Annotated in this window: 23 protein-coding genes; 10 read left to right on the top strand and 13 right to left on the bottom strand. The window is 64.6% G+C overall.

Annotated elements, in window-relative coordinates:
* On the top strand, positions 1-882 hold the full coding sequence (locus ACSBOB_RS25620; protein WP_442578873.1) for an SMP-30/gluconolactonase/LRE family protein: 882 nt from the start codon (positions 1-3) through the stop codon (positions 880-882).
* 22 nt (positions 883-904) lie between these two features.
* Here ACSBOB_RS25620 and ACSBOB_RS25625 read toward each other — a convergent pair whose 3' ends face one another.
* The 8 genes from ACSBOB_RS25625 to ACSBOB_RS25660 form a co-directional block, all read right to left on the bottom strand.
* Positions 905-1,411, bottom strand: a complete 507-nt coding sequence (locus ACSBOB_RS25625; protein WP_442578874.1) for a GNAT family N-acetyltransferase — start codon at positions 1,409-1,411, stop codon at positions 905-907.
* 9 nt (positions 1,412-1,420) lie between these two features.
* Positions 1,421-1,723, bottom strand: a complete 303-nt coding sequence (locus ACSBOB_RS25630) for a type II toxin-antitoxin system TacA family antitoxin (protein ID WP_442583829.1) — start codon at positions 1,721-1,723, stop codon at positions 1,421-1,423.
* A 54-nt stretch (positions 1,724-1,777) separates the two neighbouring features.
* Positions 1,778-3,328 (bottom strand): alkaline phosphatase family protein, encoded by a 1,551-nt coding sequence (locus ACSBOB_RS25635; protein ID WP_442578875.1) that lies wholly within the window; start codon positions 3,326-3,328, stop codon positions 1,778-1,780.
* 116 nt (positions 3,329-3,444) lie between these two features.
* Positions 3,445-4,746 carry an iron-containing alcohol dehydrogenase gene (locus ACSBOB_RS25640; protein ID WP_442578876.1) on the bottom strand — a complete coding sequence of 434 codons (1,302 nt, stop codon included), beginning with the start codon at positions 4,744-4,746 and terminating at the stop codon, positions 3,445-3,447.
* Between the two features lie 16 nt (positions 4,747-4,762).
* Complete coding sequence (locus ACSBOB_RS25645; RefSeq protein WP_442578877.1) at positions 4,763-5,434, bottom strand: class II aldolase/adducin family protein; 672 nt, start codon at positions 5,432-5,434, stop codon at positions 4,763-4,765.
* A 248-nt stretch (positions 5,435-5,682) separates the two neighbouring features.
* The gene (locus tag ACSBOB_RS25650) at positions 5,683-7,125 is read right to left on the bottom strand and encodes an FGGY family carbohydrate kinase (RefSeq protein WP_442578878.1); all 1,443 of its coding nucleotides are present in this window, start codon (positions 7,123-7,125) and stop codon (positions 5,683-5,685) included.
* Positions 7,122-8,369 (bottom strand): NAD(P)/FAD-dependent oxidoreductase, encoded by a 1,248-nt coding sequence (locus tag ACSBOB_RS25655; RefSeq protein WP_442578879.1) that lies wholly within the window; start codon positions 8,367-8,369, stop codon positions 7,122-7,124. The genes ACSBOB_RS25650 and ACSBOB_RS25655 overlap by 4 nt, the downstream gene beginning before the upstream one ends.
* Entirely contained in the window at positions 8,366-9,799 is a 1,434-nt protein-coding gene (locus tag ACSBOB_RS25660; RefSeq protein ID WP_442578880.1) for an NAD(P)/FAD-dependent oxidoreductase, read from the bottom strand. Before ACSBOB_RS25660 ends, ACSBOB_RS25655 begins: the two co-directional genes overlap by 4 nt.
* Positions 9,800-9,907: 108 nt before the next feature.
* Here ACSBOB_RS25660 and ACSBOB_RS25665 point away from each other — a divergent pair, with 108 nt between their 5' ends.
* From ACSBOB_RS25665 to ACSBOB_RS25690, 6 genes are all read left to right on the top strand, one after another.
* On the top strand, positions 9,908-10,666 hold the full coding sequence (locus ACSBOB_RS25665; RefSeq protein ID WP_442578881.1) for a DeoR/GlpR family DNA-binding transcription regulator: 759 nt from the start codon (positions 9,908-9,910) through the stop codon (positions 10,664-10,666).
* A gap of 143 nt (positions 10,667-10,809) precedes the next feature.
* Positions 10,810-12,819 (top strand): ABC transporter substrate-binding protein, encoded by a 2,010-nt coding sequence (locus tag ACSBOB_RS25670; protein ID WP_442578882.1) that lies wholly within the window; start codon positions 10,810-10,812, stop codon positions 12,817-12,819.
* A gap of 75 nt (positions 12,820-12,894) precedes the next feature.
* Positions 12,895-13,878, top strand: a complete 984-nt coding sequence (locus ACSBOB_RS25675) for an ABC transporter permease (protein ID WP_442578883.1) — start codon at positions 12,895-12,897, stop codon at positions 13,876-13,878.
* A 5-nt stretch (positions 13,879-13,883) separates the two neighbouring features.
* Positions 13,884-15,023, top strand: a complete 1,140-nt coding sequence (locus tag ACSBOB_RS25680) for an ABC transporter permease (RefSeq protein ID WP_442578884.1) — start codon at positions 13,884-13,886, stop codon at positions 15,021-15,023.
* 170 nt (positions 15,024-15,193) lie between these two features.
* A complete protein-coding gene (locus tag ACSBOB_RS25685) occupies positions 15,194-16,204 on the top strand; it encodes an ABC transporter ATP-binding protein (protein WP_442578885.1) in 1,011 nt (336 codons plus the stop codon).
* A complete protein-coding gene (locus tag ACSBOB_RS25690; protein ID WP_442578886.1) occupies positions 16,201-17,298 on the top strand; it encodes an ABC transporter ATP-binding protein in 1,098 nt (365 codons plus the stop codon). Before ACSBOB_RS25685 ends, ACSBOB_RS25690 begins: the two co-directional genes overlap by 4 nt.
* Before the next feature lie 101 nt (positions 17,299-17,399).
* On the opposite strand, the gene ACSBOB_RS25695 is transcribed toward ACSBOB_RS25690, so the two are convergent.
* The 5 genes from ACSBOB_RS25695 to ACSBOB_RS25715 all read right to left on the bottom strand — a co-directional run bounded on the left by ACSBOB_RS25695 (position 17,400) and on the right by ACSBOB_RS25715 (position 22,857).
* Complete coding sequence (locus ACSBOB_RS25695) at positions 17,400-18,608, bottom strand: calcium-binding protein (protein ID WP_442578887.1); 1,209 nt, start codon at positions 18,606-18,608, stop codon at positions 17,400-17,402.
* A gap of 520 nt (positions 18,609-19,128) precedes the next feature.
* Positions 19,129-19,911 (bottom strand): DeoR/GlpR family DNA-binding transcription regulator, encoded by a 783-nt coding sequence (locus tag ACSBOB_RS25700; protein WP_442578888.1) that lies wholly within the window; start codon positions 19,909-19,911, stop codon positions 19,129-19,131.
* Positions 19,893-20,711: an HAD-IIB family hydrolase gene (locus ACSBOB_RS25705; protein WP_442578889.1), complete on the bottom strand. Its 819-nt coding sequence runs from the start codon at positions 20,709-20,711 to the stop codon at positions 19,893-19,895. The genes ACSBOB_RS25700 and ACSBOB_RS25705 overlap by 19 nt, the downstream gene beginning before the upstream one ends.
* A gap of 2 nt (positions 20,712-20,713) precedes the next feature.
* On the bottom strand, positions 20,714-22,177 hold the full coding sequence (locus tag ACSBOB_RS25710; RefSeq protein ID WP_442578890.1) for a xylulokinase: 1,464 nt from the start codon (positions 22,175-22,177) through the stop codon (positions 20,714-20,716).
* A gap of 2 nt (positions 22,178-22,179) precedes the next feature.
* Positions 22,180-22,857 (bottom strand): 4-hydroxythreonine-4-phosphate dehydrogenase, encoded by a 678-nt coding sequence (locus ACSBOB_RS25715; protein ID WP_442578891.1) that lies wholly within the window; start codon positions 22,855-22,857, stop codon positions 22,180-22,182.
* A gap of 201 nt (positions 22,858-23,058) precedes the next feature.
* Between ACSBOB_RS25715 and ACSBOB_RS25720 the strand changes: the two genes are divergently transcribed.
* The 3 genes from ACSBOB_RS25720 to ACSBOB_RS25730 all read left to right on the top strand — a co-directional run bounded on the left by ACSBOB_RS25720 (position 23,059) and on the right by ACSBOB_RS25730 (position 26,462).
* Positions 23,059-24,396 carry an ABC transporter substrate-binding protein gene (locus tag ACSBOB_RS25720; RefSeq protein WP_442578892.1) on the top strand — a complete coding sequence of 446 codons (1,338 nt, stop codon included), beginning with the start codon at positions 23,059-23,061 and terminating at the stop codon, positions 24,394-24,396.
* 303 nt (positions 24,397-24,699) lie between these two features.
* The gene (locus ACSBOB_RS25725; RefSeq protein WP_442578893.1) at positions 24,700-25,632 is read left to right on the top strand and encodes a carbohydrate ABC transporter permease; all 933 of its coding nucleotides are present in this window, start codon (positions 24,700-24,702) and stop codon (positions 25,630-25,632) included.
* Positions 25,632-26,462 carry a carbohydrate ABC transporter permease gene (locus tag ACSBOB_RS25730; RefSeq protein ID WP_442578894.1) on the top strand — a complete coding sequence of 277 codons (831 nt, stop codon included), beginning with the start codon at positions 25,632-25,634 and terminating at the stop codon, positions 26,460-26,462. The genes ACSBOB_RS25725 and ACSBOB_RS25730 overlap by 1 nt, the downstream gene beginning before the upstream one ends.
* Positions 26,463-26,488 lie beyond the last annotated feature (26 nt).

The following is a 26,488-nucleotide window of genomic DNA, read 5'->3' on the forward strand; positions in this document are numbered from 1 at the left end:
ATGGTCGAGATTACATGCGTCGTCGACGCGAAAGCCGAACTCGGCGAAGGCACGCTGTGGGACCCGAAGGCCGGCGTGCTGTGGTGGATCGACATCTGGAGCAAGCACATCCACCGCTACGATCCGGCAACCGACCAGAACGACACCTTCGAGGCGCCAAATTATCTCGGCTGCCTCGGCCTGCGTGAGAAAGGCGGGCTGGTGCTCACCATGACAAACGGTTTTCATTTCTTCGATCCAGAGACCGGCATCTTCGAGGCGATTGCCGATCCGGAAGCCTCCATGCCGGACACCCGCTTCAACGACGGCAAGCCGGATCGCCAGGGCCGTTTCTGGTCGGGCTCGATGTTCGAGGTGCCGGGCCGCACGGTCGAGTTCGTTGGCTCGCTCTACCGCATGGACCCGGACCTGTCGGTGCATAAAATGATCGAGGGCGTCGGCTGCTCCAACGGGCTGGCCTTCAGCCCCGACAGCAAGACCATGTATTTTTCCGATAGTTATTCCGGCCGCGTCGACGCCTACGACTTCGATCCCGCCACCGGCGACATCGAGAATCGCCGCACCTTCATCGACATGACGGTCACCGGTGGCGTCGCCGACGGCGCGACCGTCGACGCCGAGGGCTGCTACTGGGTCACCATCCCGGTCACGTCAAAAGTCTGCCGTTACGATCCCGACGGAAAACTGATGCAGACCGTGGTGCTGCCCACCGACCTGCCAACCTGCTGCGAGTTCGGCGGCACGAATCTTGACGTGCTCTACGTCACCACAGCCGTGCTGAGACGGCCCGCCGAGCATTTCGCCGGCCAGAAGAACCCCGGCGGCCTGTTCGCGCTGGACGTGGGCGTGAAAGGGCTGACCTTGCCGGCTTTCAAGGGGTGAGGTCGTTTGCCGTCAAAAGCTGCTATCGGAACAGGTCGGCAATGTCGGCCATCGTCCTAAACAGCCTGTTCGGGCGATCCGGTAAAGCTAGGAAACTCTCGCGCTCATAGAAGCGTCGTGCGTCATCATTTTTGGCATCTACGATCACGGCGAACGACGCGATTTCGCTTCGCACGGAGCGGTAAAGTGCGTCCGCCAGCATATATCCGCCATAACCCATGCCGCGAAAACGCAGGTCAACCGCCAGTCGGCCGAGCAGCGTCGCCGGAACCAGCGGATAGCGTGGCAATTTCCGTGTCACCTCGGATGGCAACTCGCCAAGCTTCACTGCTGTGGCCGAAAGCGTATAGAAGCCGCCAATCGTCCCCTCCTGAAGCACAAGGACAAACACCGCGGCCATGTTCTTGCGCGCATCCTGGCCTGCCTGGGTACGGAAATAGCGATCAAGCGGTTCGGCGCCGCAGTTGAACAAAGTACGATCGTGTTGAGAACCAAGGATCTCGATCCGCAGAGACCCGTCGCCAACCATCGGCGCCGATCAGACGCCGGTCGCTTTGCGATAGCGCCGCACGGTTTCACGCAGGCGATCGTTCACCGGTTGCGGATTGATCAAGGCATCCACAAACACCTGACTGTCTCGTATGGAAAGGTCCAGGCGCTGATGTTCGTCGATAGCCTGCCGCGCCGCCGCTTGTACGCTGGCGAGCACAAAATCCGTTACTGTTCGCCCCTGCAGCGCGGCAGCGTGCTCGATCAGTTTCTTCTGATCCGCCGTTATGCGCGCCTCGAGACGCTCGTTGCGTGCGCGGCGGTTAGACGATTGTGCAAGACTGCTGGACATGCCCTCATTGTACGGCCATTTGCCGGCCACTTCAAGCCTCATTTCGCGTGCCACTCACTCCCGCGAGAACACCCCGCCCTCGCCGAGATGCATGTTGGTCATCGTCCGTTCATTCGCCGAAAGCCGCCAGTCCAGCATCTTCTGAGCGTACTTCAGCATCACGGATGCATAGGCGGGGTCGGTCGCCATGTTCTTCGTCTCGTGCGGATCGGCCTCAAGGTCGAAGAGCAGCGGCGGCAAGGCGGCGAAGTGGATGTATTTGAACCGCTTGTCGCGAACGACCGCGTAGCAGCACTGGTCTGACGTGATGCCGAGCATGGTTTCCGGCCGCTGCAACCGCACATCGCGAAAATCCTGCTCGAAATAAACCGCGTCGCGCCAGTCCGCCGGCGCCTCGCCGCGCAGGAACGGCATCAGCGAGGCGCCGTCGCAGGTGCGCGGCACTTTCAGGCCGATCCAGTCGAGCACGGTCGGCATGATATCGATCGCCTGAGTCATCGCCTCGACCTGGCGGCCGCGCATCGCATCCGCCGCGGGGCGCGGATCGCGGATGACCAGCGGCAGATGAAAAGACTGGTCGAAATAGATCTCCTTGCCCCAGACGAAATGCTCGCCCAGCATCTCGGCGTGGTCGCTGGTGACGATGATCAGCGTGCGGTCGTACTGCCCGGTCGCCTTCAAATGCGCGACGATGCGTCCGAGGTGGAAATCGACCTCGTTGACCAGCCCGTAATAGGTCGCCCGCATCTGGCGGATTTCGAGTTCGTCGGTGGTCACGATGTTGAGCGGCGTATGCTCGTCATAGGCACCCACGCGGTTCAGCCGGTTTATTTCATAGGCGAGCATCGGGTGCTGGGCTGCCTCGGCTTGATGCGTCGCTGCGCGATACGGGAACTCGACATCGGCCGGGTGCACGGCGTCGTTGTAGGGCGCCGGCGCGATCAGCGGCGGATGCGGCCGGAAGAACACGAAATGCGCGAACCACGGTTTTTGCTCGCGCACCAGCAGCCATTTGAGGAATTCGTCGGTGAGATAGGCGGTCTCGCTCTCCTCCGCCGGGAACTCCGTCGGGATGTAGCGAAAGCCCCTGTCCGCCGGCTTCTGAAAACCCTTCTTCGGACGAAAGACATCGTCGCGGCCGTTGGGGAAATCGTAGCCCTTCCTGATAAGCTCGGCGACCCAGTCGCCCATGTCCTCCGGCAGATGGAGGGGCGCGCGAAAACCCGGCAACACGCCTTCGTCATAGGCGGTTAGCGCCGGATCGTTCGGGTGTTTTCCACGCGGATCGACGGAGTTGTCGGTGTAGCCGAACAGCGACGGGTCGTAGCCCGCCTTGCGCGCCTCCAGCGCGATGTTGGTGTGGCGGGCGTCCAGCGGCGTGCCGTTCTTTCCCGACCGGTGATTCATCAGATAGAGGCCGGTGAGAAGACTAGTGCGTGAAGGGCCGCAGGGCGTGCACTGGCCGAAATGGTTGTGGAACAGCACGCCGTCGCGCGCCAGCGCATCAAGGTTCGGCGTCTTGACGTTCGGATGCCCGAGGGATGAGATGCAGTCGGCCCGCCACTGGTCGGCGCAGATCAGAAGAATATTCGGCTTTTCGGTCATCGGAAAACGCTTCTGCCTCGAAATCGGGTCTCTCGCCTTCCCTGCCCGCAAGCCAGGCGGCGCACAAGCCGGGATGGACGCGCGTCGCGCAAAGGCGCGGCGCCGCCCATGGTTCTTCAAAGTGTCGGGATCGCGCCTTCCAGCCTCCCTGCATTCGCGGCAAGGTCGATGAAGGTGTAGCGGTTGCGGATCTCCCGGCAGTGCAGCAACGCGCCGTCGTAGAATTTGCGTGGAAGATGGATCGCTTGCGGCGTCAGGTCCGCACCCGCCGCTGTCAGCACGCCGGTCAGATAGGACGACTTCAGCAGCACGCCGGCGATGCGCTCGCGCATGTCGTGCCAGCGCTCGGCCAGGCGCGTGTTGAGCGTTTCCGCCTTGCGGCTGTCGATGCGCTTTCCCTGGAATTCTGCCCAGCACGAAGCGCCCAGTTCGTCGCCGTAGCGCGCCTTGAAGCCGGCTTCCGTCTCCGTATCCGGCCAGATCACCGGCGTCTCCTCCAGCATCCGCTCCTGCAGGCGCACCATCGACAGCGTCGTCACGCCGACCTGCTCGCCATGGTAGATCAGCGGCCGGCTCTCGTCGGCGAACATGTCGATGTAGTGGCTGATCAGGTGCTCGCCTTGCGACGCCGGCTGGCTGTGGCCGACGATCGCCGTGCCGAAGCCCGCAAGCACCAGCGTGTTCACCAGCCGCTCCATGACCTCAAGATCGCCTGCCATGAGCGCCGCCGCATTGTCGAACAGCGGCCCCTCGTCGTCCTCCAGCAGTTCGTAGGGAAGCTCGCGGAACGGCAGGCCGTGCAGCAGGTGCGCCAGCAGCCAGTCGGCCTCCGCGGTGGTGCGGCAGAGGCTGTCCCCCAAGCCGGCGCGGATGAGGCGCGCGGGCGCGGCCGACAGCACCGACAGGTCGAAGAACGCGCCTGCCGGCGCCTGTGCCGGCAGCGACATCTTGTGGCCGTGCTGGGTGATCGCGGCGTTGAGCGACGTGTAGCCGTTCATCGACGGCGCGGTGGCGAAGACGGCATAGGGCTTGCCGTCCTGCGCGCTGGCATATTTGCAGAGGTCGTTGATGCTGCCGGAGCCCACCGCAATGATGGCGTCGGCGGATGCCGTCTCGCGTCGGATCTCTTCGACCGTGACGTCGTCGGGATGCGGCGCGTCCGGAAACACCATGCTCCGCACCGCATGCCGGCCTTGCAGCGCTGCCTCGACCCTCCGGCCGAGCACGCTATGCGTGGTACCGTCGCTAACGACCGCGACACGCTTGCCGAAGCCGAGCGCCGCGACGAGTTCGCCCTCCATGCCTGCCAGCGACGGCTTGATCGCCAGCGACCTTGTCGCAACGCCGACCGGCTTGCCGGTGTCGGGGTCCACATAGGTTCCTTCGAGCAGCCGCTCGATCTTCTTTGCCCCGTCCATCCTTGCCCCCATGACCTCAGCAGCAGCTCGGCATGATGCGGCGTGCCCCGTCGTCGCCCTGGCCGTAGCTCTTGAATCGCTCCGCCACGTGCGCGATTTCCTCATCCGGCAGCACATAAGGCACGCCGATCTGCAAGGCGTGCCAGTATTGCGACGCCAGCGCCTCGATCTCGACCGCCAGCCACGCCGCCCGTTTCAGATTGGGTCCGACCGCCACCATGCCGTGATTGGCGAGCAGGCAGGCAAACCGGTCCTCAAGGGCGCCGAGGATCAGGTCGGCAAGCTCCTGCGTGCCCCAGGTCACGTAGGGAACGCAAGGCACGGTCGGGCCGCCGGCCACCGCCATCATGTAATGCACGGCCGGAATCTCCCGCCGCAGCATCGACAGCGACGTGCAGTAGCGCGAATGCAGGTGGATGACCGCGCCGACCTCCGGCTTCTTCTCCATGATGTCACGATGGAAGCGCCATTCGGTGGAGGGTTTGCGCAGGCCGACATGCGACGCATCGATATGCATGGTGACGATGTCTTCCGGCACCATTTCCGGATAGGGAACGCCGGACGGCGTGATCAGAAACCCTTCCTCGACCCTGACGCTGATATTGCCCGCCGTCCCCTGGTTGATGCCGCGATCGACCATGAAATTGCAAACCGTGATCATCTCCTGGCGAATTTCAAGGTGTCTCATTGTCAGGCAGTCTCCGGGCCGGTTTGGGCAATGGGTTGGGCGGGAATCAAGCGGTTGCCGATGAGCCATCGTCCGCTTGATTTGTTCGGTGGTTGGTACCACAATATATGTGGAAGTTACAACATTCAAATGCGTAAGCAATCAACATTTTAAAGCTCCCTCCGACGTTTGGACGTCGTTCAATCTGGAGACGGCGCCAGTCGGCAACCGGGTAACGTTCGGCGCTTCCGAGCCGCGGCCTTCACGCCTCATCGCCGCCAGTCTTTTGACCGAGAAAGCGCCTCGGCAAAACGGCCGCGCAGGGGAGCCGATGCGCCAGCCTCCAGTTGCGGATGGACCGTCGGCGGCAAGACAGACACATCCGCCGGCCCGGATGGATCACGACCGCCTGCAATCGCTTGCGCGAGATGCGCCGCGCCGAGCGCGGTCACCTCCGCCTCGCCCCGGCCGATCAGCGGACGCCGACAGACGTCGCCAAGGAATTGCATGAAATAGGCCGAGCGGGTCAGCCCGCCGTCGACCGAAATCGCGGCGCCCGCGGCAAAGCCCAGCGTGTCGACGACCTCGGCGATGCGGAACGCCACGCCTTCCAGCACCGCCTTGACCAGATCCTCGCGGCTGGTGGCCGTGTCCATGCCGATGAAGAGACCGGCGGCGCTGCGGTCCCAGTGCGGACAGGCGAGGCCAGCCAGCGCCGGTACGAAAAACACATGGCGGCTTGCCGCACTCGCGCCGGACAGCGCGTCGATCTCGCCGAGGCTGCCGAGCAAGCCGATCCGAATCAGCCACTCGACCGCCGCCGCCGCCGTATAGACGCCGCCGTCCGCGGCATAGGCGCGGCCCTTTGCGGTCGACCATGCAGCCGTCGGGACAATGCCGTCACCGAGCCTCACCGGCGGCTCGAACCCGGTCAGCATCAGCGCGAAGGCGCCGGTGCCGACCGTGACCTTGCCTTCACCAGCCATGCGGCAGCCATGGCCGTAGAGCGCCGCAACCTGGTCGACCACCGAGGCGAGCAGCGGCAACGGACCGGAAGGCGTCGCAACGACGCCGATCTGCTCGCCCTCCGCAACGATCTCCGGCAGCAGGTCGAGCGGCACGCCGAAGATTTCGCAGAGCGCCGGATCCCAGGCGCATGTGCCAAGGTTCATCAGCGACGTGCGCGAAGCGGTGGTGACGTCGGTGGCGTAACGCCCTGTCAGCCGCTCGATGAAAAAGCTGTCGGAAGTCCCTAATCCCAGGCGGCCTTCGTGCGCCAACGCCGCCGCCCCGTCGACATGATCGAGCATCCAGCGCAGCTTGCTTGCCGAGAAATAGGCGTCGAGCGGCAGGCCGCTGCGCTTGCGCACCGCGTCAGCGTTGCCGGTCGCAGCCAGTGCCTCGACCTCGGGCGCGGTGCGCTGGTCCTGCCAGACAATGGCGTTGGCGAGTGGCGCGCCACTGACGCGATCCCAGGCCACCACCGTCTCGCCCTGATTGGCGAGCGCAATACCTTGCGCGCCTTTGCCCGCGCCGGCGTCGATCAGCGAACAGACATTGGCGAGCAGGACGGCCGGATCGTGCTCCACCCAACCCGGCCGCGGCAAGATCTGTTCGTGCCTCACCGAACCGAGCGCCGTCTCCCGGCCGTTGCCGTCGACCAGGATCGCCTTGGTCGAGGTCGTGCCCTGGTCGATGGAGACGATGTTCATGCCCGCCCATCCCTGTCGAAGCCGATCCGGATTTCACCGACATCGCTAAGCGCAGGAAAGGACGGGCTCAAGAGTATCCTTCGCTCCGGCAGGACGGACATGCGGGCTGAGCGCCAGAAGATTTTTTCATCGGCAGCGAAAGTAAACCTGCCCCGCGCGGCGGCGCTCACGCGGATCGCGATGCGCAACGGTCCCATCGGCGATCCGGGCACGGCAACGAAGGACGGCGTCGAGAAGGCCACCGGCGCGTCGGCGCGAATCGGGATGCGGCGCCCGCCAAGCGGCGTCCCGCCGAAACGGTCCTCGGCGATCGCCGCCGCCGCCAGCGCGCCTTCGCGCGCCGACCAGGCGGCTGTCTCGACCGGACGAAGCACATTGCCGGCGGCATAAAGCCCGGGTTCGCCGAGCCTCCAGAACTGGTCGATCGCCGGTCCCCTGGAACCCGGATCGCAAAGGTCGCGGCGCCAGCCGAGCAGCGACGCTTCCGGCACGAAACCGCCGGTGAAGATCACGCCGTCGCACGCGATCTCGCTCAGGCCGCTGCCGGCATTCTCGACGATGACCGACGCCATCCTGCCGGCATCGTCGGGCGCCGCATTGATGCGGACGACCCGCTTGCCGTAGCGGATCGGCGTGCGCAGGACCGTGCGGGCGAGGAGATCGGCCGGCCGGCGTGCGACGATGCGCTCGCCTGCCTCGATCATGGCGACCGCGCGCACGCCCGCATCGCGCAGGCTGAGCAGCGCCGAAAACGACACCAGCTCCGTCCCGACGATCAGCGGATTGCGGAACGGCAGACGGTGGCTTTCGGCGAGCAGCCGCTGCAGGGCGCCGGTGGTGAGAATATTGCGCGGGCGGTCGCCGGAAACCAGCCGGGCGGAGCGCGGCGTCTCGCGGATGCCTGTCGCCAGCAGGACGCTTTTCGGCCGCATGACGAGTTCGCCACGCTCCGACGACAGATTCGTCTCCAGGCCCGGCCCCAGCGCCGTCACCGTCGTCGCGCCGGAAATCACGCGCGGATCGACCAGCGACCGCAGTTTCGCGGCATAGGCCGGGCCGGACATCGGCCGATAGAAATTCGCCAGTCCGAAGGTCGGGTGTGGACAGAAGCGCGGAATGCCGCCAGCCTCGACCTCGCGGTCGACGACGAGGACGTTGCCCACGCCGAGCCGCGCCAGTTCGCGCGCGGCGGAAAGGCCGGCGGGGCCGGCGCCGACGATCAGCACTTCGGGCTCGCGGTTCATGCCGCGGCGTCGGCCGCGGCCGTATCGAGCAGGTGCGGCGCCAGCCGGGCGAGCGCGCCGCTGCACCCAAATCCCTGGCAGCGGCCCATGGCGATGCGGGTGCGGCGCTTCAGCCCGCCCAGCGTGCCTGCCGGCGCGGGGCCGGCAAGCGCCGCCCGGACCTCGTTTTCGGTCACCCACTCGCAATGGCAGACGATGGGCGAGCGCCCGGCCTGCCGGTACGGACGGGGAAGCGCTTCCGAGATCGGCGGCATGCGCGGCCAGTCGAGGTCGTCATCCGGCGGCGCGGTGCGCGCTTCGCCGAAAATGTTCGAGCCTTGCTCGGCCGCCCATTCGCCAATGCCGAGCGAAGCCGACAAGCCGGTCGAGCGGATACCGCCAACCGTGATCCAGCCATTGTCGGCATCGGCCTTCAGCACGTAATCGCGATGCTCGGTCGCTGGGCGAAGGGCGGCGAAGGTCGCGGTTATGGTCTGTCCGGCAAGGTCGGGCAGCATCGCCTCCCCTTCCCCAATGATGCGCCTCAACACCGCCTCCTCGCAGGAGGCATGGATGCGGTCGTCCTGGTCCTCCGCGGTCGGCCCGAGCAGCAGATTGCCGAAGACGGTGCGGGTAATCAGCACACCCTTGGTGCGCTCGGTCGGCACGCGCAGGATGATCGCCTTGGCAAGGTCGTGGGCCGGCTTGTCGTAGACGACGAACTGGCCCTTTCGCGGCCGGATGGTGAAGCCCGGCTGACGGCCGGCAAGCGTCTCGATCCGGTCGCCGAACAGGCCGGCGGCGTTGACCACCAGCCTTGCCGCGACTTCGCCTTTGCCCGTCTCGATGCGCCAGGCGTCCTGCCTGCGCGAAAGGCCGGTCACCGCGGCGCCTGTGAAAAGTTCGGCGCCGTGCATCATTGCCTGCCGGATGTAACCCAGCGGCGCGCTCCACGGATCGATGATCGCCTCCTCGGGCACGTCGACCGCGCCAAGCGCCTTTTGCGACAGATGCGGCTCGCGCCGCCGCAGTTCCGCCTGGCCGATCACCGAGACGGCGACGCCGTTGGCCTGCGCGTGGGCGGCGATCCCGTCGAGCTTCTGCAATTGCTCAGCGTCCCAGGCGACGACGAGCGCCGCCGTCTCCACCAGCGGCAGGTTCATCCGCTCATGAATCCGCCGATAGGTCGCGCAGCCCGCCTTGATCAGTTTCAGCTCGGCGCTGCCCGCCGGCTCGTCGAAACCGGTGTGGAGAAGCGCGCTGTTGCCCTTGCTTGCACCTTCCAGAATGTCATCGGCTTTTTCGATGATGATCGTCTTCCAGCCGCGAATCGCGAATGAACGCGCTATGGCGCAGCCGACGACGCCGGCCCCGATGATCGCGACCTCGTAAGCTGCCTTGCGGGCAGGCGTGGGGACAGCGGCAGAAGCAGAGGCGGCGTGAGACGGCATGAGAGAAATACGCACTATGTTTGACCAAATGGTCATTTTAATGTCACATAGTGACCGAACAGGCAATGGTGGTTCTGCAACATGAAGCCGGAAGAACGCCGTGAGAAAATGACCCTGCTGGTCAAGGAAGCGACCAGGATCAGCGTCGACGAGTTGGCCGTGCTGCTCGACACGTCACGGGAAACGGTGCGGCGCGACCTGACGCTGCTGTCGGAACAGGGCCTGTTGCGCAAGGTGCATGGCGGCGCCGTGTTCACGCAGACGGCGCTGGAAAGCCCGCTGGGCGACCGGCGCGCCACGGCGCGCGCCGAGAAGATCGCCATCGGGCGGACCGCCGCCGGACTGTTCCGGCAAGGCGACAGCCTGCTGGTCGACGCCGGCTCGACCACCGCCTATTTCGCCGAGGCGCTGAAGAATGCCGGCAGTTTCACCGTCATCACCAACTCGCTCACCGTCGCCTCGGAAATGTGGTCGGCCCCATCGCCCAGCGAAGTCTATCTGCTCGGAGGCCGCTATTTCGGTGACGGAAACGAGGTGCTCGGCCCGCTGGTCGTCGACCAGATCCAGCGGTTGCATGCCGACCACGCCGTGCTGACAATCGGCGCCGTCGACCAAGGCGGAACCTTCATGGACTTCAATGCCGACGAGGCTTTCATCGCCCGCGCCATGATCGCCAGCGCGCGCCATGTCACCGTGCTGGCCGACAGCAGCAAGCTTGGCAGGCACGCACTCTTCCAGGTCTGCAAGGCCGACCAGGTGCATCGTTTGGTGACCGATCGCGCACCCGATGACGCCGTCGAGAACGCCTTACGGGCGGCAGGTGTGGAACTTGTGATCGCCGAGCCCGCGCATAGCGGCTTTCGATGACGGCATCATGACAATTCATGTGCTACCTTCAACATTTTAATGCCCGATCGGTCAAAACTGCGATTGACATACTGACCGATTAGTCATTCTATCACCCGGTTCTTGCCTGACGGCCGAATGCGCCGCAACCGGGGAGTTGAAGCATGAAGCTTTCTGACCAGCGACGGATGCAGCGCGGCGCCGCGCTTTGCCTGTCCACCCTTTCGATCTTCTGGCTGAGCTCAACCGCCGCGCTCGCCGCCGCCTGCCCCACGGTCGCCGATCCGCAGAACTTGAAGGGAGCGTTTCCCCATCAGGTCGAGATGGACGAGGCCACCGCCGCCGGCGCCAGCCTGACGCTCACCGAAAACCCGCTGTTTGCCGACGACGTGAAGGCGGGCAAGCTGAAGCCCGTTGCCGAGCGCCTGCCCGAACAGCCGCTGGTCGTCCTGCCCTATGTCGAATGCGGCAAATATGGCGGCACGATCGAAGGCACGTCGCGCGCGCCGACCTCGGGAACCTCCGACATATTGAGCTGGCGGCAGGCCGTGCTGGTGCGCATCTCCGACGATCTGCAGACCATCGTGCCGAACGTCGCGCGGTCGTGGAAATGGGCCGACGATCACAAGTCGATCACCTTCGAACTGCGCAAGGGCCACAAATGGTCCGACGGCACGCCCTTCGGCGCCGACGATGTGGTCTTCTTCTTCGAGGACATCATCCAGAACAAGGACTTGAGCGCCGAGACGACGACCGAGTGGGGCGTCAACGTGCATGCGAAGAAGATCGACGACCAGCACGTCGAGATATCGTTCGACGAGCCCTTCCCCGGCTTTCTGACCTACATGGCCACCAACGGTTCTTACTTCAGCACCTTCGCACCGGCGCATTTCTTCAAGAAATTCCTGCCGAAATACAATCCCAAGGCCAACGAGGACGCCAAGGCGGCGGGCTTCGAGGATTGGAAGAAGTGGTTCGTCAACTACTACAACAAGTATCATGACGACGCGACCGTGTCGCCCGCCGCTCTCGAGGTGCCGACGCTGGAAGCCCATGTCATCGAGATCGCACCCGACACGCAGCAGCGCGTGCTGAAGGCCAATCCCTATTATTTCAAGGTCGACAGCATGGGCCAGCAGCTCCCCTATATCGACCGGGTGCGCGAGCGGTTCCTCAACGCCGACCTGCAGGTGCTGGCGATCCTCAATGGCGAGGTCGACTTCAAGGCGCAGGGCAACGAGCTGAGTTCCTATCCGACCTTCAAGGAAAACGAGGCGAAGGGCGGCTTCACGGTCCTCCTGCCGCCCGGCTCGATCGGCAACGCGCTGGCCTTCAACATTACCCATGTCGACCCCAAGCTCAGGGCCGTCTATGGCGACCTGCGGTTCCGCCAGGCGATCAGCCACGCGATCAACCGCGAGGAGATGAACCAGGTCCTGTATTTCGGACTGGGCAAACCCAGCCAGGCGCTGCCGGCACAGCTCCCCTTCGCCACGGACGCCGACGCCAATTACATGATCGACTACGATGTGGCCAAGGCGAACGCGCTGCTCGACGAGATGGGCATGAAGCGCGGCGGCGACGGTTTTCGCACCCTCCCCGATGGTTCGCCCTTCACCATCCTGTGGGAATATTCGAGCCAGTTCGCCAACGCGGAATTCGTCAAGCTGATGACCGACTACTTCAAGGCGGTCGGCCTGAACGTCAATCCGAAGGAACTGACCAGCGAGGCGACGCGCGACAATGCCCGCACCAGCCGCTCCGACATCAACATGGAGTGGGACGTTCCCTACGAGCCGACGCTCATCGCCAATATCGGCCTCTATGTTCCCTACTATTCCGACCTGTCGCCGCTGTTCGGCGTGCAGTGGCGGGAATGGGACATGACCGGCGGCAAGCAGGGCGAGGAACCGCCGGCCTGGGCCAAGCGCATGTACGAGATCGCCCGCGAGTGGAAGACGGTTCTTCCGGGCACGGACCGCTATACCGAGCTCGGCAAGGAACTGATCAAGCTCAACCTCGAGAACATGACGATCATCGGCACCATCGGTGAATTGCCAAAACCCGTCGTGGTCAGCAACCGCCTGAAGAACGTCAAGACGGACATGAAGACGGTGCACTACAACTTCGGTTATCTTTATCCTTACCAGCCGGACACCTGGTTCAAGGAATAGCCTGACCAAGGCCGGGCGCCCGAAGCGCCCGGCGCCATTGAACCAACCTGGTATCCATCCAAGGCAGGGAGCGCGATGATCTCGTTTCTGTCACGCCGGCTTGCCTACACCGCCTTCACCCTGTTGCTGGTGTCGTTCGTTTCCTTCATCATCATCCAGGCGGCGCCCGGCGACTATGCCGAAATCGTCGCCGCCCAGCGCGCCGCGACGGGGGCCATCATCAGCGCGGCGGACGTGCAGGCCGTGCGCGTCGAACTCGGGCTCGACAAGCCGTGGCACGAGCAATACTGGCGTTGGCTCTCCGGAGCCCTGCAAGGCGACTTCGGCTATAGCTGGCAATGGCGGCGGCCGGTCGGCGAAGCCATCGGCGAACGCATGCCGCTGACGCTGGCCATCGCCTTCTCCACCTTGCTCTTCATGTACGCGGTGTCGATCCCGATCGGCATCTATTCGGCCGTCCACCGCTATTCCTTCGGCGACCATGCCTCCTCGCTGATCGGCTATCTCGGCCTCGCCATTCCGAATTTCCTGCTGGCGCTGGTGCTGATGTATCTCGGCCAGAGATACTTCGGCCAGAGCGTCGGCGGCCTGTTCTCGCCGGAATTCGCCAACGCGCCGTGGAGTTGGGCGCGGGTCAAGGATTTCCTGTCCCATCTGGTCATTCCCGTGCTGGTGCTGGGAACGGCCGGCACAGCGTATCTGATCCGCTCGATGCGCGCCGCCGTGCTCGACGAACTCGACAAGATGTATGTGCTCGCCGCCAAGGCCAGCGGCCTGTCGCCGATGCAATTGCTCATCCGCTATCCTGTCCGCATGGCGCTGAACCCGATCGCCGCGACGCTGGGCTGGCGGCTCACCTACGTCATTTCCGGTGCGCCGATCGTTGGCTACGTGCTGGCGTTGCCAGACACCGGCCCGCTCTTCCTGAATGCGCTGCTCAACCAGGACATGTACCTCGCCGGCGCGCTGATCTTCCTCTATTGCCTGCTCACGATCATCGGCACCTTCGTGTCCGACCTCCTGCTCGTGCTGCTCGACCCGCGCATAAGGCTGGAGTGACGGCGATGTCCCTGCTCGAAGGCCTTGCGCCCTCCCGCTTCCTCTTCCGCCGCAAACCCTACCGGCCGGATCTCGCCAGCCAGTGGCAGTTGATGTGGTGGAAGTTCCGCCGCCACAAGATGGCGATGGTCGGCATGGCACTGCTCGGCATGTTTTTGGCGATGACGCTGTTTGCCGAGACGATCAGCCCCTACCCGCCCGGCCAGCGCAATCCGAACTACGTCGCCGGCGCGCCGATGCTGCCGCGGATGATCGACGAGACCGGCGCCATCCACCTGCGGCCCTTCGTCTATGGCAGCAAGGCCGTGCGCGACATGGTCACGCTGCGCATGACGCATCAGGTCGACACCTCCCAGAAATGGCCGATCCGCTTCTTCGTCGAAGGCGCGCCCTATCGGCTGCTCGGCATCATCCCGACCGACATCCACCTGTTCGGCACCGACGAAGGTTTCATCCATGTCTTCGGCACGGATTTCACCGGGCTCGACCTGTTCTCGCGCTCCGTCCACGCCACGCGCGCTTCGCTCGCTGTCGCCTTCGTCGGTGTCACCGTCTCGTTCGTGCTCGGCGCCGCGATCGGTGGCATCGCCGGCTATTTCGGCGGCCGCATCGACAATTTCATCATGCGGCTGATCGAGTTCATCCGCTCAATCCCGACGTTGCCGCTCTGGCTGGCGCTGGCGGCATTGATGCCGCGCGACTGGGGACCGCTCGCCACCTACCTCGCCATCACCACCATTCTGGCGCTGCTCGGCTGGACGTGGCTGGCGCGCACCGTGCGCAGCAAGCTGCTCGCAACCCGCCACGAAGATTTCGTGCTCGCCGCGCGGCTTTCCGGCTGCTCGGACGCGCGCATCATCCGCCGCCATTTGCTGCCGTCCTTCCTCAGCTATCTGATCGTCGACGCCTCGATCGCATTCCCGGAAATCCTGCTGGCAGAAACCTCGCTGTCCTTCCTTGGCCTCGGCCTGCGCGAGCCCGTCGAAAGCTGGGGCGTACTGCTTTTCGCCGCGCAAAGCATCCGCGCCATCGACCAGGCGCCATGGCTGATGATCCCCGGCGTCTTCGTCATCATCGCCGTGCTCGCCTTCAACTTCGTCGGCGACGGCCTGCGCGACGCCGCCGACCCCTATTCAAAGTCATGATGATCACAACCATCGAAGCTTGGGAGCAGTTTGCATTCAGGTTCGCCCAATCTGCCGGAGGCGGTTTGGGCCAAGGTCGACGGCTTTGTCGCAGGCCGGGCTGGTGGCCCGGACAAGACGAAGCCCGAAGGATTTGGGTCAAACCGGCCCGGCAGAATGGGTTAACCTGAATGCAAACCGCTCCAATCCTCTCCGTGCGCGGCCTGTCGATCGCGCTGGACACCCGCGACGGCCATTCCGTGCCGATCACCCAGGACGTGTCGTTCGACATAGCGCGCGGCGAGGTGCTGGCGCTGGTCGGCGAAAGCGGTTCCGGCAAGAGCGTGACGGCATTGGCGCTGATGCAGTTGCTCGGCGCCAACCTCAAGGTCGCGCGAGGCGAGATCGCGCTTCAGACAAACGACGGTTTCCGCGCCGACGTGGCGAAGCTGGGGACGCGTGGAAAAGGCATCGAGGCGATCCGCGGCGCGCGCATGGGCATGATTTTCCAGGAGCCGATGAGTTCCTTCTCGCCGATCCACACGATCGGCCAGCAGATCGCCGAGGTGGTCACCGTGCACGAGGACGTCGGCCGCAAGGCGGCGCGGGCGCGGGCCGCCGAACTGCTCGGCAAGGTCGGCATCCCCGACCCTGTCGGCGCGCTCGACCGGTATCCGTCGGAGTTCTCCGGCGGCATGCGCCAGCGCGCCATGATCGCCCGCGCGCTCATCTGCGGGCCGAGCCTGCTGATTGCCGACGAACCGACGACGGCGCTCGACGTCACCATCCAGGGCCAGATCCTCGAACTGCTGCGCACCTTGCAGCGCGACCTCGGCATGGCGATCCTGTTCATCACCCACGATCTCGGCATTGTTGCCCAGATGGCCGACCGCGTGGCCGTCATGTATTCCGGCCGCATCATCGAGAGCGCCCCGGTGCGCGACATTTTTCGCAAGCCCGCGCATCCCTACACGCGGGCGTTGCTCGACGCCGTTCCGCGCCTCGGCGACATCGATCGCGGCCGGCGCATCCGCCCCATCGCCGGCTCGGTGCCCAACATATTCGACGTTCCGCCCGGCTGCCGTTTTCATCCGCGTTGCCCGGTCGCGGTGCTGCCGCGTTGCGCCGAGTTGCAGCCGCCGCGCCACGCCGCCGGCCGCCACGAGGTCGAATGCGTCCACGGCGAGAAGGTTTTGGCATGACGACCGAAACAGCGCCCAATCCGGTCTCGCCCGAAATTTCGGACGCATCGCCTCTTCTCAGGGTCAAAAACCTGTCGGTGCGCTTCCCCACCCGCACGAAAGGTTTTTTCGCCAAGCCGGCCGGTTATGTCAGCGCCGTCGACGACGTGTCCTTCGAAATCGCGCGCGGCGAGACGCTAGGTCTGGTCGGCGAAAGCGGCTCGGGCAAGACGACGCTCGGGCTGGCGGTGCTGCGCGGCGTCGAGCCGACCGCCGGCACGGTCGAGCTCACCGCGGGCGGCGGCACGCTGAATGTCACCAGCCTCGACAAGCAGGCGCTGCGCCGCTCGCGCCACCACATGCAGATGATCTTTCAGGACCCCTATGCGTCGCTCAACCCGCGCATGACGGTGCGCGACATCATCTCCGAACCATTGATCGCCGGCGCGGGCGACTGGGGCCGCCTGTCGCGCAAGGAGATCGACGACCGCGTGCTCGACATCGCGGTGAAATGCGGCCTGTCGAAGGACCAGTTGAAGCGTTTCCCGCACGCCTTCTCCGGCGGCCAGCGCCAGCGCATCGCGATTGCCCGCGCGCTGGTGCTCAATCCGGCGCTGGTGGTGTGCGACGAGCCGATCTCCTCGCTCGACGTGTCGATCCAGGCGCAGATCCTCAACCTGCTCGCCGACCTGCAGGAAAGCCTCGGGTTGACCTACCTGTTCATCGCCCACGACCTCGCCGCTGTCGCCTATGTCTGCAATCGCGTCGCGGTTATGTATCTCGGAAAAATCGTCGAGGTCGGCACCACCCGGCAAGTCTATTACACGCCAAGGCACCCCTATACCGAGGCGCTGATGTCGGCGGTGCCGGAGCCCGATCCCGACGCGCCGCGCCGGCCGATCCTGCTCACCGGCGAACGCCCCGACCCCGCCAATCCGCCCTCCGGCTGCCGCTTCCGCACCCGCTGTAGCTATGCCACCGCGCTCTGCGCGGAGCGCGTGCCGGAGCTTCGCGAGACGGCCGATGGCCAGATGGTCGCCTGTCATCATGCGGGCGGGCTCAAATTGCGTGGAGCGCTGGATTTCGCAGGTTCGGGACGGCAGGCGAGCGTATAGCCCGCCCAGCCCGCATCATCTCAAGCTCGAGAAAAAAGTCTGCTTTAGGTCCAGTGACGACAGTTATTGGTGGCTAACGGCGACCTGCACGATGGCGACGATCACACCACCACGAAATCGGCGGCGGTGAGCACCGGCGAGCCGACGATCGTCGCAAACCGGACATTGCCGAACACCGTGCCGGAGCCGTCCGCATCGTAGACCAGCGCGCCGGTGTCGGAACTATAGATGATCCGGTCGTCGGCATCCTTCGGTGCGAATGCGATGTCCTTGAACGCCGAAGGATCCAAAGCGCCGAGCGCTCCCAGGGCGCTGAAGATCGCGTTATCGAGCTGGATGGTGTCGGTACCCGCCTGGAAATCGCCGATCCGGTCGATATTGTCAGCGCCGAGCGCTGTCGAGAATCGGAAACCGTCGGCCCCGCCCATGCCGAACAGCACGTCTTTGCCGCCGGCTCCGTCCAGCACGTTGGCGCCGTCATTGCCGCGAACCAGTTGGGCAAGCTCGTTGCCGGTGAGGTTGACCGCATAGGTGGCGTGCAGCGATGTCGTGTTCAATTGCTCGACGCTGACCCCGCTGGCAAGCACGTAGTCCACGCCGGCGCTGACGCGGTCGCTGCCTTCGCCGCTGGCTTCGACGATCACTGCTCCGGCATTGTAGACCGAATAGCTGTCGTTACCGCCGCCGCCGATCAACGTGTCTGAACCGCCGACGCCGCCGTCGTTGAGGATGTTGTTGCCGCCGTCGCCGGTCAGCGTATCGGAGAAGCGGCTGCCGCGCAGGTTCTCGATGCCGGTGTAGGTATCGCCCTGCGCGTCGCCCGTATTGCTGCCCGCGTTAGACAGGTTGGCGGTAACACCCGCTCCAGCATGCTCGTAGCTTGCGGTGTCGATGCCCATGCCTCCGTTCAGGGAATCGAAGCCAGCCCCGCCCTCAAGCGTGTCGTTCCCGAGGTAGCCAAAGAAGCTGTCGTCATTGAGACCGCCGATAAACTGATCGCCGAAGTCTCCGCCTGAGAACGACGCAACCCCGGCTCCTCCAGTAATATCCAGATACAAGCCGGCGTTGGACGGCGTAAGGACAGCGTTGGCCGTGTCTCTCAGCGAGAAGGTGGTAACAGGGCCTGGCGAATAGTAGAACACATTGTTCATGCTCACTGGCGGCAGGTTCAGATCGCCATTGATTCCCACCGCGAGGGGATTGTTGATTTCGACTGCGCTCGCCATGGTCGTGGCATCGAAGCGGAGAATATCGGCAGAAGTCGCCGACCGGTAATCCCCGTTCGCAGTATAGCGGAATATGCCAGGCATGACTCGGTTCCCTTGAATTCAGCAGCGGAAAGCCCATCCGGGCTACCCTTGGCGACCTATCTCAAAATTGTAGTTTTTATCAGAGACAAGGAGGCTTCGGCGGACGGATACTATATCCGAGCAAGCGCGCATCGTATATTGCATCCAGTTGGAAACATCTGGAATTCTTTGTCTTTTCCATGGAAATTCCAGGCATTTCCACCTGACAATGATGAAGCGTGGGGCGGATAACGGGCTTATCACCGTGTAGCGTCGCACGACTATAATTCAGGATTTCCGCAGCCTCACGCCGGCCCCGCCGCTGGCCGTTCATGCGCTGGACCCTCGGCGCACCGACACCTCCTGACGCCGCCCCAGGGCCGAGCCGGCTGTTCTTGAAAAGCGATGCTTTCCAGCAAGCTCCCTGGCCAGGCGATCCGGTCATGACGACGATCCGTGCTGTCAGGACGCACCGTTGCTCGTCGGGTCGCGAAGCCGGCCGACATGCCTGGAGCGAGGTGAGATGATTCCCGGGAAGCCGTCACCGCCCCGCAAACACATGCAACTCCGACCCCACCTGCTGCATCGCCTCACGGAACCCGGCCGGCGGCTCGGCGTCGGTGACCACGTCGGAAATGTCGCCGAGCTTGCAGACGCGCTGCAGGCTGGCGCGGCCGAACTTGTCGTGGGTGACGACCAGTACGGTCGACATGGCCTGACCGATCATCGCCCGCTTCACCGCGACCGCGCCGGAAATCATGTCGTTGGGCCCGTCGACGGTTATGCCGGACGCGCCGATGATGGCGACGTCCGCGTTGTAGCGGCTGACATATTCGACGGTGTCCTCACCGAGCACGCTGCCCTCGCGGTTGTCATAGGTGCCGGGGCACAGGATGACGCGAAAGGTCGGATTGCCGCCGGCCACCGAGGCGACGCCGGTCGAGTTGGTGATGATCGTCAGGTCGCGGCTGAACTGCGCCAGGTTGCGCGCCACCTCGTAAGTGGTCGAGCCCCCGTCGATCATCACGATCTGGCCTTTCTCGACCAGCCCGACCGTGCCGCGGCCGATGCGCGCACGCTCCTCGACCAGCGTCAGGCCGCGTTCGGAGATCGCCGGCTCGCTGGTCACCAGCGAGATCGTGGCGCCGCCATAGGTGCGGTTGATCAGGCCGGCGTCGCCGAGTTCGATCAGGTCGCGGCGGATGGTCTCGCCGGCGACGCCGATGCGTTTTGCAAGTTTCGAGATGCGGATGGAGGCCGAGGTTCTTATCTCGGAAAGGATGAGTTCGTGCCTTTCCTTCTTGGTCAGCCTGCTGTTGTCCATTCCTGCCCCTTTGCCGCGATCAGCATGTCCGCGAGTTCGGCAAATCCGTCCGCGCCTCGACCCTTGGCCACATAGGCAGGAGGCGCGGGCAAATCATCCCCGAAATCAAGCACATTAGCGACACCGACGCTGTTGGGGAAGAAGCCGAACATGGGGGAATCGTTGGGACTGTCGCCGGCAAAGGCGATCCGGTGGGAATCGCGATCGATATCGATGCCGAAACAGGTTTTCAGGAACAGCCGGCTGGTCGACAGCTTGTCGTAGCCGCCGAACCAGCCGTTGACATGGATCGACGAGATTTTTGCGGTCGCGCCGAAGCGCTCGAAGATGCCGACGATCCGTTGTACGTCCGCCTTCGCTAGCGGCGGCACGTCCTCGCAAAAATCGATGGCGAGGTCGGCCTCGCGATAGGCCTGGTCGGCGGCGACGGCCGCGCCCGGCACTTCCGCCAGCACCGCTTCCCGGATACTTGCGAGCCGTTCGGCATCGCGCCGGCGCTCGTCCGCGCTCTTCGCGTAGTGGCGCGTCAGCCGCCGTTTTTCGTCCTCGTAACGGAAGAAGAAAGCGCCGTTCTCGCCCACCACGCCGTCCACGGGCCATTGGCGTGCGATCAGGTCGCACCATCCGGCAGGCCGGCCGGTGACGGGCGCCACGATGAAGCCCGCCTGCTTCAGCCGTTCCAGCGCGGAATAGGCCTTGGCCGGCAGCCGGCCGTGCTCGGTCAGCGTGTCGTCTATGTCTGTCAGCACCACCGAGATTTTTCGGCGGTCCTCGACCGGCGACTGGGAAAGCGGCCGCATGGTCACGCGCCCTCCCCGTAGAGCGGCGTCAGCGCGTCGAACAGGGTTCGATAGCGGCGATAACCGCGATCGTAGACCTCAGCCTTCGCGGGATCGGGATCGATCGTTTCCAAGCGGCGCGGAAATGCAGACGCCGCCTCGGCTACGCTTGTCGACTGCCCGGTCGCGACGCTGGCAAGGATCGCCGCGCCGATCGGCGAGGTGTCGGCGACATCGAGGATTTCGACCGGCCGCTGGCTGACATCGGCGCGGATCTGCGCCCAGACACGGCTTCTGGCCCCGCCGCCGCAGAGCCGGATGGCGTCGGTGCGAACCCCCAGCGCAGCGTAGCGATCGACCACGTCGCGCATAGCGAAGGCGCAGCCTTCCAGCAGCGCGCGGGCGCAGGCCGCCTTGCCATGGGCAGAGGTCAGCCCGTAGAAGGCGCCCCGCGCGCCCGCGATCCAGCGCGGCGCCATCGCTCCGTTCAGCGCCGGCAGGAACAGCAGGTCGTCGCTGCCCGGCGGCGCGCTCGCCGCCAGTACCGAAAGCTCCGCAGGCGTGTCGACGCCGAAGGTCGACAGGAACCAGGTCACCGCCCCGCCTGCCAGCCAGCCCGGATTGCCGAGGTAAAAGCTTTCGTCGAGAAAACCGTGCGTCTGCACCAGCCCTTCGCCGTCCAGCACAAGGCTCTCGGAAATCGCACCGATCACCTCGCCGGTGCCGAGACTGCACGAAACCAGCCCCGGCCTGACCACGCCCGCGCCGATCGCGTTGGCGAAATCGTCGCCGGTTCCGACCGCGACCACGATCCCGGCCGGCAGTCCAGTCAGCTCAGCCCCGGCCCTGGAAAGAACACCCGCCTGCGCGGACGCCTCCGCGATCTCCGGCAGGCTGTCGCTCTCGACCTCGAACAGCGCCAGCAGATCGTCGGCGTAACCGCGCTCGCGCAAGCCGTAGAGCATCGTCGTCGACGCCAGCGCATGGTCCATCACCGCCCGACCGCACAGTTTTTCGACCACCAGCGACACCGGTTGGTGCCAGGTGCGGCAGGCGCGCGTTTCAGGCCGGTTGCGTTTCATCCAGCGGATCTTCGCCGCCATATGCGAGGCGTCGAGCACCAGCCCCGTCCGCTCGCGGATATGGCCGGCGTCGAGATCAGCCACCTCCGCCTCGGCGCGCCTGTCCATCCAGATCACGCAAGGCGAAAGCGCCCGTCCGTCCGCGCCAACAGGCACGCAGCCGTCGAGTTGGCCGCTGACAGCAATGCCTTTGACGGCGTCCGGCCCCAATCCGGATTTCTCCAGCGCCTTGCCGATCGCCGGCCTCAGCGCGTCAAGCCACAGCGAAGAGTCCTGCTCGGCCCAGCCGGGTGCAGGAAAACGTGGCTGATAGGGCACGCTCGCCTCGCCGCGGAGCACAAGCCCGTCATCGACGACGATCGCCTTCAGGCTCTGCGTGCCGAGATCGACGCCGACGACCGCCACGCTCAGGCGCTCTCGCAGTCGGCCAGCACGTCGCGAAGCTGCGAGATGATCGAGCCCTTGGACGGCGAATAGGACCCGTTGAACACAGCGCTGCCGATGGTGAAGGCGTCCGCGCCCGCGGCCTTCACCGCCCTGATCCGCTCGGACGAAGTCACCGCGCCGGCAACGATCAGATACTTGTCGGGCCCCAGCCCCTTTCGGGCGGCGCGCACCAGGTCGATGGGATCCGCCTCGGTGGCGCGGTAGGCGAGGATATCGCACCCGGCACATCCCTTCTCGACGAAACCAGCGCAGTCGGCCTCCACATCCGCCGCCGTGCCGCCGAGCTTGGTCGGGTGGCCGATCGGCTTGCCGGGAAACGGAAAATACTCGGTCCGGCTGCCTTCGAGGAGGCGCAATATCTCGTCCACCTGCGTTCCCCCCAGCAGCCGCCGCACGCCAAGGTCGCGGGCGATGCGCGCCGAGTCCAGGCAGGCCTCGGCAGTCGTCGAAACCACCTCCATGTAGGAGACCGCGCCCGCCGCGTCGATCGCTTCCACCAGCGATTTCAGCACCGTAGCCGGCACCCCGATATCCTTGAAGCCGATGTGTTTCAAACCCACCGGCTCGATGAGTTTCATCAAGTCCAGGCTGTCTTCCACCGTGCGATCGTCGCGCGTCAGCATGAAGATAAAGTCCATGACGTTCCCTTGCATTTTTTTCGGCCGCACGTCGATCCGGCAGCGCTTTCGACCTCATAACACCGATGGCGAGAAATTTGCAAGTTGCCACATTTTTATTTGCGACATGGCACATTCTATGCCACAAAGCCTGCAGATAAGGGGAACGACATCGGGAGAATATCGATGCTTAAACTGACGGCAGGCCGACTCATCCTAGGAATGACAGCCTCAGTCCTGTTGCAGGTCGCACAGGCTGGGGCGTGGACTTTGGAAGAAGCAGCAAAACCCTATAGCGGCGCCACCATCCGCGTCGTCGGCGAGGCGCTGCCGCCGCTGGAAGCGCTGGCGAAACTCGCCCCCCAATTCGAGCAGGCGACCGGCATCACCGTCGAAGTCGAGATGTACGAGCACTCGGAAGCGGTGAACAAGGTGCAGCTCGACCTGAACTCTAAGCGCGGCCGCTACGACGTCATCATCCAGCCGCATCGCGAGATGGGCAAGTTCGCCACCAACGGCCATCTGCTCGAGATCGCCGGTTTCATGGCCGATCCGGCATTGCGTGACCCGACCTTCAAGCCCGAGGAACAGCTCTACCAGAAAGCCTGGAAGGAGATCTCCTGGTACGACGGCAAGGAATACGGCTTTCCGTTCACCGTGCTGAACCTGTTCATGTGGTATCGCAGCGACCTGCTCTCCGATCCCAAGGAGAAGGAAGGCTTCAAGGCCAAGTACGGCTACGACCTGGCACCCGCCCAGAACTGGGACCAGTATCGCGACATCGCCGAATGGTTCACCCGCCCCGACCAGGGTCTTTACGGCACCGCCCTGCAGGCCAAGCGCCACGAGGCATTGTGGTACGAGTGGCTGAACTTCCTCTATTCCTTCGGCGGCGACGTGCTCGACGTGAAGAGCGGCTCCGAATGCGGCCCGGTGATCGTCAACAGCCCACAGGCGATCGCCTCCCTCGACTATTACAAGAGCCTGCTCGCCTATTCGCCGCCGGACAGCCTGAACTATTTCTGGGACGACGTGATGGCGCTGATGCAGCAGGCCAAGGTGGCCGAGCTGATCATGTGGAACGATGCGACCTACGCCGTGTCGGTCGACGAGACCGCGTCCACCGTCGTCGGCAAGGTCGGCTTCGACATCACCCCGCAGGGCGCCGGCGGCAAGGTCGGCCAGATCGAGGGCTGGACCTACCTGGTGCCGACCTATTCGAAGAACCAGCAGGCGGCCTTCCTGTTCATGCAATGGATGATGGGCTACGACCGCCAGCTCGAGCAGCACCTGAACGGCGGCGCCACCGGCCGTCCGGACGTCTACGCCTCGCCCGAGGTGCAGAAGCTGCCCTATTCCAACGCCTCAATGGCGGCCCACGAAGCCGGCAAGCCGAAGGCGACGCTGCCGCAATCCTCGGAGATGACCGACATTCTCGTGCGCGAGCTGTCGTCCTCGCTCACCGGCGAGAAGACCTCGAAGGCCGCGCTCGACGAGGCGGCCAAGGAAATCTCGAAACTTCTCGGCTCCTGCGCGCCGATGACCTATCCGGCACAGTAAGGTCTTTTCGTCGCGCGACGGCCGCCTGCCGCGGCTTCGAAGATTGACTGTTCGCGCGGCCCCTCACCTGGCTGCCGCCATCCTCTCCCCGTAAGAACGGGGAGAGGAGCACCGGTTGCAACCACGCCCCTCGTTCTGCATCGTTGGCGATTGGCGAAAGCACCGGCAAGCGCATCCTTCTCCCCGTCCTTACGGGGAGAAGGTGCCGGCAGGCGGATGAGGGGCGGTAAAGCAGTCAACGCTTGGAGCCACCGGCGAGGCGGCCGTCCCCTCTTCCTGCACTCCCTCGGAACCGGCTAACCCATGACCGCCAACACCCGTGGAACGTTGCTGCTCGACCGAGGCGTCGGACCTTTGCTGGTCCTGCCGGCGACGCTGCTCGTCGTCGTGTTCCTGGTCGGCCCGTTCTACTACATGATGTATACGGCGCTGACCGACCTCAGCTTCGCCGACGCCAGCCGCAACGGCAATTTCGTCGGCCTCGACAATTTCCGCAAGCTGATGCGCGCCGACCCGCTGTTCTGGAACTCGTTCCTGCTCACGCTGAAATTCGTCGCCATCGCCGTGTCGATCGAGTTCCTGCTGGGTTTTTTGCTGGCCTTCCTGATCTTCAAGTTCGTCGCCCGCCAGCGGCTGCTGACGACGCTGCTGCTGATCCCGATGATGATCGCCCCGGTCGCCGTCGGCCTGATCTGGCGGCTGCTGCTGCAAGGCGATTTCGGCATGGTCACCTACTACCTGCGCGCCGTCGGGCTGCTCGCCCAGAACTCCGCCGTGCTGTCCTCGCCCGACCTGGTGTTTTCCGCCATCGTCGCCATCGACGTCTGGCAATGGTCGCCCTTTGTCACCCTGGTCATGCTCGCCGGCCTCATGAGCCTGCCGCGCTCACCGATCGAGGCGGCGATGATGGACGGCGCCGGGCCGTGGCGCATCTTCTTCGACGTCATGGTGCCGCTGCTCCGGCCGATCATCGCTCTCGTTCTGCTGCTGCGCGGCATCGACGCCTTCAAGGAGTTCGACAAGGTGTTCATCATGACCGGCGGCGGTCCCGGCACGCTGACCGAACTCGTGTCGATCTACGCCTATCGTGTGAACTTCCGGAACTGGGATCTCGGCTACGGCGCGGCGGTGGCCTTCATGGTCTACCTCGTCGTGCTCATCCTCTGCTCGATTTTCTACAAGGCGGTCTACTGGTCGGCCAACCGGCCCGCCCCGACCTTCGAAGGGCATTCCTGATGGACCGTCCTGCAAGCCGTCCTTGGGTCGCCTTCGCATGGGCGGTGCTTGTCGTCGCCGTCGTAGTGGCGCTCACTCCCTATCTCTGGATCTTGCTGGCGTCGTTCAAGAACCGCGTCGACCTATTCTCGTCGATCCCGAAATGGACGTTCGCGCCGACGCTGGCCAACTATCCCGCGGTCTTCATCGGCAAGGAATACTGGCCGCTGGCGATCAACTCGATCATCATCTCGACCTCGTCGACCGCGCTCTGCATTCTCATCGGCGCGCCCGCGTCCTACGTCTTCGCGCGCATGAGCTTTCCCGGAAAGGAAGACCTGTTCTTCTTCTTCCTGACGACCCGCATGGCGCCGCCGATCTCGATCGCCGTGCCGATGTTCCTGTTCTTCACCTCGCTCGGGCTGATCGACACGGTCTATGCGGTGGTCATCGCCCACACCTCATTCAACCTGTCGCTGGTGGTGTGGATGATGCGCGGCTTCTTCGCCGACATCCCCAAGGAGATCGACGAGGCGGCTGTGATGGACGGGCGCTCGCGTCTCGGCGCCTTCCTGTTCATCGTCGTGCCGCTCGCCGCCCCCGGCATCGCTGCGACCGCGGTGCTCTGCTTCATCCTGTCGTGGAACGAATTCCTCTACGCCTTCATCCTCGTCGCCTTCGAGGGCCGGCCGCTGACGGTGGGCATCCCCGGCCTGGTGACGCCGCACGGCACGCTGTGGGGCCAGGTCGCGGCGGTGGCGATCGTCGCCACGCTACCCATCATCGTCTTCACCTTCATCGTCCAGCGGCAACTGGTCCGCGGACTGACTTTCGGCGCCGTCAAAGGCTGATTTGATTTGAGCTTCGGCTCCAGAAC

It is taken from the genome of Mesorhizobium sp. KACC 23794 (assembly GCF_052180275.1).
GTDB lineage: Bacteria > Pseudomonadota > Alphaproteobacteria > Rhizobiales > Rhizobiaceae > Kumtagia.

Coding starts and splice junctions, on each gene's coding strand:
- ACSBOB_RS25620 (WP_442578873.1), top strand. CDS start 1: ATGGTCGAGATTACATGCGTCGTCGACGCGAAAGCCGAACTCGGCGAA.
- ACSBOB_RS25625 (WP_442578874.1), bottom strand. CDS start 1,411: ATGGTTGGCGACGGGTCTCTGCGGATCGAGATCCTTGGTTCTCAACAC.
- ACSBOB_RS25630 (WP_442583829.1), bottom strand. CDS start 1,723: ATGTCCAGCAGTCTTGCACAATCGTCTAACCGCCGCGCACGCAACGAG.
- ACSBOB_RS25635 (WP_442578875.1), bottom strand. CDS start 3,328: ATGACCGAAAAGCCGAATATTCTTCTGATCTGCGCCGACCAGTGGCGG.
- ACSBOB_RS25640 (WP_442578876.1), bottom strand. CDS start 4,746: ATGGACGGGGCAAAGAAGATCGAGCGGCTGCTCGAAGGAACCTATGTG.
- ACSBOB_RS25645 (WP_442578877.1), bottom strand. CDS start 5,434: ATGAGACACCTTGAAATTCGCCAGGAGATGATCACGGTTTGCAATTTC.
- ACSBOB_RS25650 (WP_442578878.1), bottom strand. CDS start 7,125: ATGAACATCGTCTCCATCGACCAGGGCACGACCTCGACCAAGGCGATC.
- ACSBOB_RS25655 (WP_442578879.1), bottom strand. CDS start 8,369: ATGAACCGCGAGCCCGAAGTGCTGATCGTCGGCGCCGGCCCCGCCGGC.
- ACSBOB_RS25660 (WP_442578880.1), bottom strand. CDS start 9,799: ATGCCGTCTCACGCCGCCTCTGCTTCTGCCGCTGTCCCCACGCCTGCC.
- ACSBOB_RS25665 (WP_442578881.1), top strand. CDS start 9,908: ATGACCCTGCTGGTCAAGGAAGCGACCAGGATCAGCGTCGACGAGTTG.
- ACSBOB_RS25670 (WP_442578882.1), top strand. CDS start 10,810: ATGAAGCTTTCTGACCAGCGACGGATGCAGCGCGGCGCCGCGCTTTGC.
- ACSBOB_RS25675 (WP_442578883.1), top strand. CDS start 12,895: ATGATCTCGTTTCTGTCACGCCGGCTTGCCTACACCGCCTTCACCCTG.
- ACSBOB_RS25680 (WP_442578884.1), top strand. CDS start 13,884: ATGTCCCTGCTCGAAGGCCTTGCGCCCTCCCGCTTCCTCTTCCGCCGC.
- ACSBOB_RS25685 (WP_442578885.1), top strand. CDS start 15,194: ATGCAAACCGCTCCAATCCTCTCCGTGCGCGGCCTGTCGATCGCGCTG.
- ACSBOB_RS25690 (WP_442578886.1), top strand. CDS start 16,201: ATGACGACCGAAACAGCGCCCAATCCGGTCTCGCCCGAAATTTCGGAC.
- ACSBOB_RS25695 (WP_442578887.1), bottom strand. CDS start 18,608: ATGCCTGGCATATTCCGCTATACTGCGAACGGGGATTACCGGTCGGCG.
- ACSBOB_RS25700 (WP_442578888.1), bottom strand. CDS start 19,911: ATGGACAACAGCAGGCTGACCAAGAAGGAAAGGCACGAACTCATCCTT.
- ACSBOB_RS25705 (WP_442578889.1), bottom strand. CDS start 20,711: ATGCGGCCGCTTTCCCAGTCGCCGGTCGAGGACCGCCGAAAAATCTCG.
- ACSBOB_RS25715 (WP_442578891.1), bottom strand. CDS start 22,857: ATGGACTTTATCTTCATGCTGACGCGCGACGATCGCACGGTGGAAGAC.
- ACSBOB_RS25720 (WP_442578892.1), top strand. CDS start 23,059: ATGACAGCCTCAGTCCTGTTGCAGGTCGCACAGGCTGGGGCGTGGACT.
- ACSBOB_RS25725 (WP_442578893.1), top strand. CDS start 24,700: ATGACCGCCAACACCCGTGGAACGTTGCTGCTCGACCGAGGCGTCGGA.
- ACSBOB_RS25730 (WP_442578894.1), top strand. CDS start 25,632: ATGGACCGTCCTGCAAGCCGTCCTTGGGTCGCCTTCGCATGGGCGGTG.